The organism is Leminorella grimontii ATCC 33999 = DSM 5078, assembly GCF_000439085.1.
Taxonomy (GTDB): Bacteria; Pseudomonadota; Gammaproteobacteria; order Enterobacterales; family Enterobacteriaceae; genus Leminorella; species Leminorella grimontii.
Genome location: NZ_AUUA01000005.1, coordinates 32,806 through 44,697 on the forward strand (window position 1 = coordinate 32,806; position 11,892 = coordinate 44,697).

The following is an 11,892-nucleotide window of genomic DNA, read 5'->3' on the forward strand; positions in this document are numbered from 1 at the left end:
ACTATCTCTAAATATTTAATCTTATTGCCCCGGGCGTCTGCGCGCCCGGGGGTACTGTTTTAATGGGTAATGATGTGGTGCTGTTCTATCAGTTCGTCGAGCGTAGTGTGTACGTTCTCCAGCGTAATAAGCGTGGTCGACTGGTAGGTTTGGCCGCTTGCTCCGTCGCGATCGATGGAAATAACCGTGTCGTTGCCGCTGGTGGTGACGCTCAGGTAGTTGCCCAGCGTAGACGTTTGGCCGTTCCAGCCGACCAGCAGTTCGTGGATATCGATTTTGTCCCCCTGCTGGAGCGAGAAATTGCTCCAGACGTCGCTGCCGTTACCGCCGGTGTTGCTGGCGGCGTTAAGCAGGTGATAGATAGCGGTGTCGGCGTAGGCCGTGCCGGTAATCACGTCGTTATGGCCGGAGCTGACGAACTGCGGCGCCATGTCGACAGTCAGCGTGGCGTTCGCCGTCTGGCCGTTGGAGGAAGTCAGCGTGTAGTTAAAGGTTTCCTTTTCCGTTATCGTTGACAGCGATACGGCTGGGTTCAACGTATAGCTGTAGGCGCCGTCGACTCCGATGGTCAGCGTGCCGTACTGGCCGTGAATGCTGGCGGTCGCGTTGCTGGTGGTGTACGGGTCCAGCGTTGTCGTGACGCCGTTGGCGTCGGTAATGCTCAACGTGGTGCCGACCGACGAGAGCTGGTCCATTGCGCCCGCCGAATCGCTGCCGTCAAAGATATTGCCGCTGACCGCGTGGCCTGCGGTGCTCAGATAGTCCGACAGGTCGACAAGCGTGCCGCTGACGCTCGGCGTCACGGTGATTTGCCCGACGAGGCCGGTTTCGCTGCCGGTAAATTTCAGAGTGTAGGTGCCCGCGTCCAGCTCAAGTCCGCTGAGCGTTACCGTACCGGGTGAACCTCCCAGAAGCATGCTGGCGGAGGTGGTGCCGGAGCGGATAGACGTCGTGCCTTCCAGAATTTCCCAGCTAATGTCGGCAGAGCCTAGGAGCAGCGTTGAGCTGGCTTTGAAGGTCAGTACGATATCTTTTAACGCCGAACCTTCATCGACGACAAAGGTGCCGCTGCCGTTGCCCGTCGTTTTTCCCAGTGAGCTTGACCAACTGGCCGTTCCCACAGAGGTGTCGCTGTAGCCTGAGGTATCCTGAATCGACGTCACCGTCATAGCCGCGCTGACGTCGTCCACCGCATCCAGCCCCCTTGGCGCAGGCGTAACGTTGAGCGAGGCGGTGTCCCTGTCGCCGTTAGGCGCCGTAATGGTGTAGATGAAGCTGTCCGGCGTGCTGATGCTGTCCGCGCCGACGCCGCTTTTCAGGGTGTAGGTATAGTGCCCCTGAGCATTAATAGTCAGCGTGCCGTATTGGCCGACGATGACGGTATCGCCTGAGGCGGCGACGCTGACGCCGTTCACCGCGCTGACGACGGTGTTCGGCGGCGCGATGTCGTTGTCTAACACCTCGCCGGAGGTGCTGGCGCTGACGCTGGTAACGCTATAAACGTGGTCTTCCAGAACCTTCAGAGAGTAGCCCGTCAGAACGCTGAGGCCGGACGTCGTATCCAACAGGAAGAGGTACTTCCCGCCGTCGAGCGTCAGGTCCAGCTCGTCGGACTTGCCGCCAAACAGCGGCGCTTCCAGCCAGTCTTCAACTCTCTTGTACTGATCGTACTTCTGGGTCTCGTCGTTAAACTTGTAGATATAAAGGTCGAATTTGGACGCCAGCGCGATGCCGCCGACCTCCGACTGCAGCGTTAAGCTGCGGGTAGTGCCCTGCTCGACGTTGAACACGATAGGGTTGCTCAGGTCGTCCAGAACGCCGACGTCCAGCGCGTCGCCCAGCCCGAGATTAACCACGGTATAGCCTTTTTGCGACCAGGTGCCGTTGTCTATCGTGGCGACCTCGGTATCAAAGAGGAGGCTGGCGACGTTGTCGACGGCCACGGCCTGACCCGTTACGGCGCCTTCGCCGAGGGAAATCACCAGGCTGGCCGTATCGCTGATGGTACCGTCGGAAAGGGTATAGCTGAAGCTGTCCTTGTGGCCGATCACCGACGCGGAGGTGTTGAACAGCGTGTAGGTGTAGCTGCCGTCCGGGTAGAGCGTGAGCGTGCCGTAAGTCCCTTGAATAACCGCGCCGTCCGCCGTGACGGGAACGACGGTTCCCTGAGCGTTGGTCACCTGCGTCACTAGCGCACCGCCAGACGCCGTATCGCTGCCGGAGACCGGGTCGTCATCGAGAATAACGTTGCCGGAATGGGCCGTATCTCCGTTAACCGTGCCCGCACCGGTTTCAATCACCGACACGTTCAGGCTGGTGTAAGAGCCGGTGGCCAATAGGCTGGTGTTGTAGGACACCACGCGATAGGTTCCCGCCGCCAGCGCATCAAGGTTGAGGCTGATGCCGCTGTCGCCGAAGGTTAGCAGGCTGGCCCAGCGGGGGGCCTGCGTATCGACGACGGTGGTCCAGGAGTCGTTGGCCGAGTTGTGCAGTTGAACGACGAGCTCAAGGCTTGATAGCAAGGACAGCACGATGCCGGTCGCGTCGGCGTCAATCTTGACGTCCGCCGTTGAACCGTTGCCCACCGTAAAGGTGACCTGCGCGGTGTCGTTGCCAAGCACCGAAGCCAGATTTCCTAGCGCGCCGACCAGCAAAAATCCGTAGTCGCCGTACTGCGTGGTGGTGACGGGCGCATCGCTGGTAAGCGCCAGCTCAATGACGTTGTTGTTAGCCGACAGCGGCAGGTCCGGCGCGTCGGCCTGAGTGCGGGGTGAGGGGTTGCCTGCCGCGTCGGTCGCCGTAACGAACAGCTGCTCGCCGTCGGTTTGCTTGCTCTGGAACGTATAGCTATAGCTGCCGCTGTCGTTGGCGGCCGTCGTCACCGTTGTGCCGTTGGCCAAGGTAATGGTCACCGTGCTGCCCGCTTCGGCAATCCCGCTAATCATACTGCCGTCGGCGCTGATGGTTGCGGTGGGGGCGTCTGGCGCAATGGTGTCTACCACGATTGAGCGTGGCTCTGAGAAGCCGCCCGTTCCGCTGGCGTTGGTGGAGGTTGCCGTAAAGACGTGCTGGCCTTCGGTCAACGGAACGGTTGGCGTAAAGTTCCAGACGCCGTCGTCGTCCGCCGTCGTTGTGCCGATTTCCGCCCCTTTGTCATAAACCGTGACGGTTGCGCCCGCCTGCGCCTTACCGCTAAGTAACGGCAGGGTTTCATTGGTACTCTGTCCGTTCTCCAGCGGGCCGGTTATCGGGCTGACGTTGTCCGTCACTGTTTCAATGGTCGGTACGTCCGGCAGCCCGGTGGTTGAGGCGCTAAAGCCGGCGGCTTCGCCGACGTTGCCCGCCTTATCCTGAGCGAAAGCCAGCAGGCTTTCACCGTTGGTTTGCGCTGGGGTAATCGTCGCGGTAAAGCTGCCGGTGCCGTCGGCCGTTGCTGAACCCAGTACGGTGCCGTCAGCGTCGGTAATGGTTACGGTGCTGCCGGGTTCTGCGCTGCCGGTAACGCGCGTGCCGCTGGGCGAAACGGACAGTCCGGTCGGCGCATCTGGCGCGGTGGTGTCGATAGTTATAGCGACGAAAGGCGAGGCTCCGCCGACGTTGCCCGCCGCGTCGGTAGCGACGGCGGTCAGCTCGTGGTCGCCTTCACCCAGCGGTTCGTCAGGGGTAAAGTGCCAGTCGCCGTTGTCATCGGCGGTGGTGCTGCCGATCGGGTTGTCTTCACCGTCAAAGATCGTAACGATGGCTCCCGCTTCGGCGCGGCCGTTAAGGGTTGGCGCAGGATCGTTAGTGGCTACGCCTGCGACGATCGGCCCGGTTGTTGGGCTAAGGTTGTCAACAATAGAGGTAATGATCGGCGCCGCTGGCGCGACGGTATCTACCGTGAGCTCGAAGGTCGTCGACGCCGGGCTTTCGTTACCCGCCGCGTCGGTGGCGACGGCGGTCAGTTCGTGCTCACCTTCGCCCAGCGGTTCGTCGGGCGTGAAGTGCCAGTCGCCGCTGTCATCGGCGGTGGTGCTGCCGAGCGGGTTGTCTTCACCGTCGTAAATCGTGACGACAGAACCGGCCTCGGCCTTGCCGTTAATCGTCGGCGTGGTGTCGCTGGTGGTGGCGCCGCCGACCGCGTCGGTGATAGTCGGGGCGTCCGGGGCAAGGGTGTCTACCGTCAGATCGAAGGCGGTAGACGTCGGACTGTTATTGCCCGCGGCGTCGGTGGCGATGGCGGTCAGCTCGTGTTCACCTTCGCCCAGCGGTTCGTCCGGGGTGAAGTGCCAGTCGCCGTTGTCATCGGCGGTGGTGCTGCCGATCGGGTTATCTTCGCCGTCGAAGATGGTGACCACCGCGCCCGCTTCGGCCTTGCCGTTAATCGTCGGCGTGGTGTCGCTGGTGGTGGCGCCGCCGACCGCGTCGGTGATGGTTGGGGCGTCCGGGGCGAGGGTGTCTACCGTCAGATCGAAGGCGGTAGACGTCGGACTGTTATTGCCCGCGGCGTCGGTGGCGATGGCGGTCAGCGTATGGTCGCCTTCGTCCAGCGGTTCATCCGGGGTGAAGTGCCAGTCGCCGTTGTCATCGGCGGTGGTGCTGCCAATCGGGTTGTCTTCACCGTCGTAAATCGTAACCACTGCGCCCGCTTCGGCCTTAAAGCCAGGTCAAACCAAGGTTTGTAAGAGCCTCAGCCACGTTTGTTAAGTCCGCTAAATTGGACTTTTTCATCAGCGCCTTTCCGGCCAAATCATAAGCTGATTTAACTGCCTTAGACGTTGCCGCAATACCTTCATCACTGCTGTTTACGGCGCTGCTTAATTTGGTTAGTCCAGAAGTTATCAGTGAGGCTGCGGGCGGAGTAACGTAGCGTTTTAACGTTTCGCCCTTGAGGGATTTATCTAAAATCCCCTGGCGAACCAGCATGAGATCGCTGCCGTTTAATTCACTCGCAGAATCGAGTTCTGAAAGCGTTAGTTTTTGTTCATCGAGCAGGGCAAGAAGAGCCTGCTCTTGTTCGAGAGTTAAGGCCATATTAGTTCCTTATATTATCGGATACCTATACTGAACATTTGAAAAATTGGAATACCTATAAAATAGAAAATTATTAATCAATAACTGACAAAAAATATTTATATCGACAGTTTTAAGCTAATTTCACTATATAATTAAATACGATATTTTTAACAGTAGTCTCTATATTCCCTGTCGTGTTTATAGTTATTGAGTGACCGTGACTACCAATCGCTATAGTGTGAGCATGGGAACCAATCGCCACCGTGTGAGTATGAGCACCAGCGCTATTTGTTGTTCTTGGTTCACTATATGTGTTCGCCCCACCTGTATATGGCCCAGCAGTATCCGACCCATTTCTTCCTTGAAGAGTATGAGTATGGTTACCCGATATATTCGTAGTTTTCGTTCCGTAATCAAACCACGACGTCGTCTTCGTCCCCAAATCCGTATTTGAAACGGTCGCCGTATGCGTGTGGGTCTTATTCCCATCCATCTCATACGAAAGCACATCCCGCCCGGCCTCCGGCTTACCTTTAATCGTCCAGCCTCGCATATCGGGCAAAACGCCGGACGGATAGGCCTTTGCCAGTTGAGGATAGAGCGCTTTATCAAACGCCTGTCCCACCATCGCCGCATAGCCTTCAGGGATAGTGTCGGACGGCCAAGGTATGGGGGCACCAACTGGGTAATCCAATGCACTTTTTGCCAGATCGTAAGCCTCTTTCACCGCCTTCGGCGTCGCCGCCATTGTTTCATCGTGACTATTAACATTGCTGTTTAGTTTTACAATACCAGACGTCGTCAATGACGCATCAGGCGGCATAACGTAGCGCTTTAACACATCGCCGGTTATCGATTTATCAATAATACCCTGACGCGTTAACATCAAATCGTCAGCGCCCAGCCCGGTGGCGGCGGGCAGCTCCGATAGGGTGGTTTTTTTCTCGCTGAGCAGCGCCAACAGCGCCAGCTCCTGTTCAAGGGTTAAGGCCATAGTATTTCCTTTGCGGTTTCCTGTAGAAAATCGCCGCTCAATGCCCAACGGCAGGTAGCCGCCGTCGGGCAATCGGAGATTGTTTGTTGTTCAAAAAGACTTTTAAGAAAGAAGAAATAAACTAGTCGGCAGGAAGTGCGGGCCAAGTGACACCGGGCGCAGCCTGAACGCCGACACGAGACAGCTTAACGCGGTAGGCCCGCCAGGCCTTCAGCATATCCTCATCGCCCTGTTCAGCCAGCCCCAGCTCAATTGCGTCGTTTAGCGTTTCAATCGCCGCGTTGGCTTTCTGTTCCAAATCGCGCTTTTGCCGAGCGGCGGCTTCAACCTCGGCCTGATGCTTTGCCGCTTCATCGGTTACCCAGTTATCGCCATTCCAACAATCAAAAGGCGTCGCTGGATGAAGTGTCGTTACGTCAGCGGGCAACGGCCCTAACATCGTGATCTCAATAGGTTTCTGAGTTTGGGTTGAATAGGCTTCTACACCACGATGATCCTCTACATATTCCCAATTATCATTGATTCGACAAACGGCAAAGCCGGGTTTCGCCGAAAGCGGGACATCAATACAGCTATAAGCAGGAATGCCCACACCAACAGAAACCCATTCATCCGACTCAAAAAGAAACTCTCCTGAATATGGGGCAACGTGATACAGATGAACAATTCCAGTTAATTTAGCAAAGCCTAAGTCATTAAACTGAACGTCCGCCATTATGCAGCCCTCACAATGTATAGGAACGCAACGTTGCGAGGACGGGTTTCGGCAGCCGCAGAGCCTTTCGTTAGCTGAATATCTGTACCAAAAGACCTAAAGTCCCCAATAGTTCCTACGCTATATGTCGACGACATTGAACCACCATCTCCAGCTCCGGCTGCTGGATATTGGATTACCCCATAATCGCCAGTCGTCATATTTTTTGTAAGCAAAGAAGCGGCGGCTCCAGTTCGCATTGTCAATCCATGTGCATGATTTTCCAATGCATCAGATTGCAAACTTAACACCTCCCGCCCCACATCCACCCCTCTCCCATCATCCCACCCGCGAATAAACTCCCCTCTCAAATCCGGCAGCACGCCCGACGGATACCCCTGCGCCAGCTCGGGATAAAGCTCTTTGTCAAACGCCGCGCCGTTGCACTTCAGGTAGCCTTCCGGCGCTTCTTCCATCGGGCAGGGGATCGGCATCCAGGCGGGGATCACGCGACTGGCCAGCGCTTCGCTCTTTTCCTTTAGCTCGTTGGCGTGGCGGTAAAGGTCGCGCATCAGCCAGTTCAGATACTGGGCCGGCAGCGGCATGCCGGGGGCGTCGCGGGTTTCCGGCGTGAAGCCGTTGCGCATAATCGCTTCCGGCAGCGGGACGACGTTAATCTGCCCGTCGGGGAAGACGATGTGCTTTTCTGCAAACGTAGTCATTGAAATACTCCAGGTAAACGGTATCCGTTATCGAACACCTCATAAGTTGTACTGACGGCCAATATGCCCTTGGCAGCGCGGATTTTGGCCCGATTGGCCAACAGCGGCGTTTTTGCCGGCACCATGCCGCTCAGGCGGGCGGAGCCGATGGGGTTGCTGCCGCTCACACTCAGGCCTTCGTTATTCACCTGCAGCTCGGCGTCGCCCTGCTCGTTCGACACGCTCAGGCCGGACGGATTCGACAGCCGCCCGGTGCGTAAAGGCTCGGTGCGACCGTAGCTGACGATAAGCGGTACGTTTTCAATCGCCGCCGGCGCGATGTCCTGCAGGATAGCCTGGCTGCCCTGCGGCACCGTCTTGCCGTTGGAAAACAGCAGCGCGCAGGCCGGGTAGCTTTCCAGATACTGAACCTCCGTCGCCTTGGTCAAAAAGCGAACGCCTTCAATCAGGTCCTGCGGCCTGGCGCGGGAGCTGTTGCTGAGGATGCGCGACTTGATGGCGGTGCGATACTCTTCGTCGCCGCGGCTTTGGCGAGCCACGCCGACGATATAGCCGCAGCCGTCGAGCTGAGCGCCTTCGGCGGTGTCGACCCAGCGCCGGTGCTTGATCGCATCCAAATCGTCGGATATCGCTTCCAGCGGCGCGACCATCGACTCCACCAGCCCTTTCACCTTCTCTTTGTCGTGAAACTGCCCGACCAGGCGCGACAGCGCGGTTTGTCTAAAAGGAATGGTCATAGGCCGATAACCTCCAGCCGGGCGTCGTCAAACACCGCCGTACTGCGCTTATCGATGGCGATGTTATCGCTGCCGTAGTCAGGCGATGCGTCCGGCGACTCGGTCACGGCGGCTTCAATGGTGATTTGTGAAAGCCCGGTGGTGTTGGCGTAAATCGGCCCCAGCATGCGCTGGAGGATGATGTCCTCACCGATACTCAGGGTTTCGCCATAGCTCATCACCGACCGCTTGATAGTGCTGATAACGTCCTGCGGCAGCGCCTCTTCGTCATACAGGCCGGTAACGCGCACGCGGATCCAGGCGTACTTTTGCGCTGCGCGCGAGAAGCAAATCCGCTGGCCGTCGCCGTTTTCATCCTTAACCAGCATGGAATTGGCGCCGTAGGTTTCGATACCGGCCGGCTTGTGCTTCCACAGCGCGTCGGCGACGCTTTGATCGCTGCCGCCCACCACCAGCGCTTCAAAGGCGTGCGGCGGAATGCCGTCTTCCGAGGTTTGGTTGGTTCGGTTCTCAAAGATCCGCACTTCGCTAACGCCGGACACGTCCTGAATCAACCGCGCGCGGATGGCCTTCACGGTCGCGGAACCCAGCGACTGGCGGGACTGCTCAAAGCGGGTGCGCAGCTCGGTGTCGCTCTCCCGTTCGCGCCCGGTAACGCCTTCAATCAGGTTACACACTTCGTCCCAGCCGCTGCGCGGCGTGACGATCTCCCGCAGAGCCCCCTGCGGCAGCACCTTACGCCCTTCGTTCATCGCCACAAAGCGGGCGGGAGAACCAATGCGGCTAAACTGCATCCGCTCGCCGACCGAAAGGGCGAACGGCGTAACGCCGTCGGCGGCAAAGACCCTGAGGCTCTTATCCTTAACCTCGTAGCGAATCGCTTCAGGATTGAGCTGTTCGCCAAGCCCTGAGGCTATCTCTTCCAGCGTCGCGTTTAGGCCGCTCACGTAGCTGATAAGCGTACCGTTCACGTTAAGCACGTAGTCCGCGCCGTTTTGCACCGCCACGTCAATCAGCGTATCAATGGCGTTTGCCCGGCTGATAACGGCGTCCAGCACGCTCTGATAGCGCTGAACGCCGTCAGAGGCCTGTGCGCCGCTTTTCAATAGCGTCGATTCGCGACCATACACGGCGGCGATCGTCCAGGTCGCCGTCGCGGCAAATCGGGTAATGCCGACGTAAGACACGGCGCCGTCCAGAGATACGCCTTCGGCGCTGAACGGATACATGGCGTGGTAGGTGTCCTGCGCCTGCTCGTAAATGTTGGCCAGCGCCTCGGCCCAGATGCCCTCCAACTGGCCGATAACCGAATCTGGCTGCGTGTTGATGGGGCCGAAGCGGTTAATCAGCAGGCGGTCATACTCTTTTTTTAGTTCGGCCAGCCTCTTAACGGCATAGCCCTCTTTTGTTAAAGCCATTTTTAGTTACCTTTGTAGCTGACCAAACCATAAGGCGTTTTGACGGCAAACTGCACTGTCAGTAAGCGCGTCTGCCGGTCAAAGTCATAGTTGAATTGAGCAATCTCCCGTACGCCGTCCACCTCAAGAATACTGTTTTTGAGGGCGGCCAGCGCGCCGTTGAGAGTTATCTGCTTGCCTAAGATCTGTTGAAGATACGGCGTGCCGAAAGCGGTATTTAAAAACCACTCTCCGCGCCACAGCTTCAGCTTTATCTGTAGCTGCTGATGCACCCGTTCGGCGCCGTCTACCCAGGTCAGATCGTTACGACGCAGGTCGAGATCGCCTGAGGCGTCAAGCTTTAGATCGATCATTGCGCGGGTCCCGTCGATGGCCCATCGTGTTCACGGTGGGTGTGTTGAATAAGAGAAATGCCGCTGCCCTGAACGTCGCCGGTGGCTTTGACCGTACCGTTGATGGTGGCGCCGCCGCGCCCGGACATGCCGGACTGATAGCTAAGCTGCCCAACGGTTGTCAAAAGCCCCTTGTTCATCGTCTCCGGCGTGGTGATTTCGACGCCGGCCGGCGCGTTGATCAAAAGCTTCCCGTCCTCGGTCAGAGCCACGTAGGCATCATTGAAGTAAAGCTGCATCTGGTCGTTTTCCGCACCGCGTTCAGTCGCCGCGCCGAATCCGCCGACGATGCAGTAGGCGTCGTTAAGAGAGAAGCGCCGCTCGTCGTCGCTGCCGTCCACCGCCTGCTGGCAGAACACCAGCAGACACTTGTCCCCTGGGCGTACCGGCCCCTTCACGCCCGCTTTGTCGCCGGCGAAGCGGGGCCACATGACGGGGACGTTGGGGATGACGGGGTAAGCGACCTGACTGCCGTCGTTAAACCGCTTTTGCGGAATGGGCTTTACGCTGGCGATGCCCGCGCTGTAGCTCTCAATAATACCGTCAACGGCCGTATTGATTTGGCTATTCTCGGTCTGAATCAGCGACTGGAGCGCCTGGAGTAAATTACTGTTTTCAGCCATGTGTTCTCCTTAGTCTACCGCTTTGAGCTGGCATTCCGTCAGCCACTCGCCCTGGTGGCTATCGCCGCTGTGCGTGACGGTTTCGGCGCGAAAAAACATTCTCGGCCGTTCAGTGGCGTCGGCATCGACCATCGGGTCCAGCGACAGGACGTGGCTTTCAAGCCCCACGTAGCAGCCCGGATAAAGGCGAGGCTGCAAAAGGCACTTCACGTTGTAGCCGTCTATTTGAAAATGCTCGCCTTCCTTTCGGCTCTCCGACAGCACCATGCCGGACGGCGGCGAGCTTTCCCCCTGAGACTGCTTGCGCGTGGAGTCCACCACCCGCTCGGGCACGCCGATCAGGCCGTTATCGGGCGTCAAAACGACAATCTCATCGCCGGAAGGATTGCTCTTATCCAGAATTTGAATTTCGTTATTTTGAATTGACCAGGTCAGCCCCAGATAAAGGCAAACCTCGTTCATTGCCGTTTCGGCCTTTCCGCAAAATGAATATCCTCGCAAATAGGCTTTATCAGTAATGCTTTTGGGCAGCGGCTTGACGGGAATAGAGAATGACGCCATTACGTCGTCAAGCACGCTCAGCGCTGAAGTTCCCGGCGAATAGCTAAGAGAAATTTTGGTGTCTCTTAACGCCAAAATGCCGTCGCGTACGGACAGTTCGGTAATAATGTCGTTGCCTTCACTAACGGTCCAAGCGCTGACCACCGAACCAGTAAAAATCGTCACCGCTCCGATATCGTGCTCATAGCCCGCTTTGAAGATGACGTTATTATTGACCCGCTCAACGACGCTGCGGGTCTGTTTATTCATGTTATAGATTTTTAAGGTCAGCTTATTAGCCGCCTTGTCATTATCTTTTTCAATTGAAAAAGAAAAGCGTAAGTCGCGAATAATAACGGCCTCACCGCTAGGCTCGCCCACGATTAATTCAGCGACACGGTTAAATAACATATCGCTATTCCTTAATAAGAAAAATTCAGGCGTTGTAGTTATTTATAGTTACGATAGAGCAGTAGATGATCGTTTCCTAAAGAATCAAAATCAGGGCGTTCTTTTCCACTGTTGTTATCATAAAAAATAAAGTCTCCGGCGGGAGACTTGAGGTTATATCTTGCGATAAGCGGTATATTTTTAACTAACTTAACGCCGCTGATAATAAGCTCTCTATTCCGTTGGTAAATATTCATTGACCAATAGCCGTGAAGCTCATTCCAAATAACTCGCAGTGAAAAAGTTTCACCGTCCAGCGTCACGTCCAGCCGTTGATCCGCCTGACCCGCAATGAGAGGGATTTTGATGTATTGCGCCATAGAGCAC

Annotated in this window: 9 protein-coding genes and 3 pseudogenes; all 12 read right to left on the bottom strand. The window is 57.0% G+C overall.

Going from position 1 to position 11,892, the window contains the following annotated elements; translation table 11 throughout:
* Nucleotides 1-59: 59 nt before the first annotated feature.
* A pseudogene (locus G544_RS20370) lies at nucleotides 60-3,875 on the bottom strand (BapA/Bap/LapF family large adhesin); the annotation flags it as partial.
* 6 nt (nucleotides 3,876-3,881) lie between these two features.
* A pseudogene (locus G544_RS22715) lies at nucleotides 3,882-4,625 on the bottom strand (Ig-like domain-containing protein); the annotation flags it as partial.
* Nucleotides 4,626-4,635: 10 nt separating this feature from the next.
* On the bottom strand, nucleotides 4,636-5,013 hold the full coding sequence (locus G544_RS22720; RefSeq protein WP_027274608.1) for a phage tail protein: 378 nt from the start codon (nucleotides 5,011-5,013) through the stop codon (nucleotides 4,636-4,638).
* A gap of 112 nt (nucleotides 5,014-5,125) precedes the next feature.
* Nucleotides 5,126-5,812: pseudogene (locus G544_RS22505) on the bottom strand (phage tail protein); the annotation flags it as partial.
* A gap of 298 nt (nucleotides 5,813-6,110) precedes the next feature.
* The gene (locus tag G544_RS0110780) at nucleotides 6,111-6,704 is read right to left on the bottom strand and encodes a tail fiber assembly protein (protein WP_027274610.1); all 594 of its coding nucleotides are present in this window, start codon (nucleotides 6,702-6,704) and stop codon (nucleotides 6,111-6,113) included.
* Complete coding sequence (locus G544_RS0110785; protein WP_051155697.1) at nucleotides 6,704-7,405, bottom strand: phage tail protein; 702 nt, start codon at nucleotides 7,403-7,405, stop codon at nucleotides 6,704-6,706. The genes G544_RS0110780 and G544_RS0110785 overlap by 1 nt, the downstream gene beginning before the upstream one ends.
* Nucleotides 7,402-8,142 carry a baseplate wedge 1 family protein gene (locus G544_RS0110790; protein ID WP_027274612.1) on the bottom strand — a complete coding sequence of 247 codons (741 nt, stop codon included), beginning with the start codon at nucleotides 8,140-8,142 and terminating at the stop codon, nucleotides 7,402-7,404. Before G544_RS0110790 ends, G544_RS0110785 begins: the two co-directional genes overlap by 4 nt.
* On the bottom strand, nucleotides 8,139-9,560 hold the full coding sequence (locus tag G544_RS0110795) for a hypothetical protein (protein WP_027274613.1): 1,422 nt from the start codon (nucleotides 9,558-9,560) through the stop codon (nucleotides 8,139-8,141). Before G544_RS0110795 ends, G544_RS0110790 begins: the two co-directional genes overlap by 4 nt.
* Before the next feature lie 2 nt (nucleotides 9,561-9,562).
* Nucleotides 9,563-9,913, bottom strand: a complete 351-nt coding sequence (locus tag G544_RS0110800; protein ID WP_027274614.1) for a contractile injection system sheath initiator — start codon at nucleotides 9,911-9,913, stop codon at nucleotides 9,563-9,565.
* A complete protein-coding gene (locus G544_RS0110805; RefSeq protein ID WP_027274615.1) occupies nucleotides 9,910-10,575 on the bottom strand; it encodes a Gp138 family membrane-puncturing spike protein in 666 nt (221 codons plus the stop codon). The genes G544_RS0110800 and G544_RS0110805 overlap by 4 nt, the downstream gene beginning before the upstream one ends.
* Nucleotides 10,576-10,584: 9 nt before the next feature.
* Nucleotides 10,585-11,526 carry a phage protein gene (locus G544_RS0110810; protein ID WP_027274616.1) on the bottom strand — a complete coding sequence of 314 codons (942 nt, stop codon included), beginning with the start codon at nucleotides 11,524-11,526 and terminating at the stop codon, nucleotides 10,585-10,587.
* 38 nt (nucleotides 11,527-11,564) lie between these two features.
* Complete coding sequence (locus tag G544_RS0110815; protein ID WP_051155698.1) at nucleotides 11,565-11,885, bottom strand: phage baseplate plug family protein; 321 nt, start codon at nucleotides 11,883-11,885, stop codon at nucleotides 11,565-11,567.
* Nucleotides 11,886-11,892: the final 7 nt, after the last annotated feature.

Coding starts and splice junctions, on each gene's coding strand:
- G544_RS0110800 (WP_027274614.1), bottom strand. CDS start 9,913: ATGATCGATCTAAAGCTTGACGCCTCAGGCGATCTCGACCTGCGTCGT.
- G544_RS0110780 (WP_027274610.1), bottom strand. CDS start 6,704: ATGGCGGACGTTCAGTTTAATGACTTAGGCTTTGCTAAATTAACTGGA.
- G544_RS0110815 (WP_051155698.1), bottom strand. CDS start 11,885: ATGGCGCAATACATCAAAATCCCTCTCATTGCGGGTCAGGCGGATCAA.
- G544_RS0110805 (WP_027274615.1), bottom strand. CDS start 10,575: ATGGCTGAAAACAGTAATTTACTCCAGGCGCTCCAGTCGCTGATTCAG.
- G544_RS0110785 (WP_051155697.1), bottom strand. CDS start 7,405: ATGACTACGTTTGCAGAAAAGCACATCGTCTTCCCCGACGGGCAGATT.
- G544_RS0110790 (WP_027274612.1), bottom strand. CDS start 8,142: ATGACCATTCCTTTTAGACAAACCGCGCTGTCGCGCCTGGTCGGGCAG.
- G544_RS22720 (WP_027274608.1), bottom strand. CDS start 5,013: ATGGCCTTAACTCTCGAACAAGAGCAGGCTCTTCTTGCCCTGCTCGAT.
- G544_RS0110810 (WP_027274616.1), bottom strand. CDS start 11,526: ATGTTATTTAACCGTGTCGCTGAATTAATCGTGGGCGAGCCTAGCGGT.
- G544_RS0110795 (WP_027274613.1), bottom strand. CDS start 9,560: ATGGCTTTAACAAAAGAGGGCTATGCCGTTAAGAGGCTGGCCGAACTA.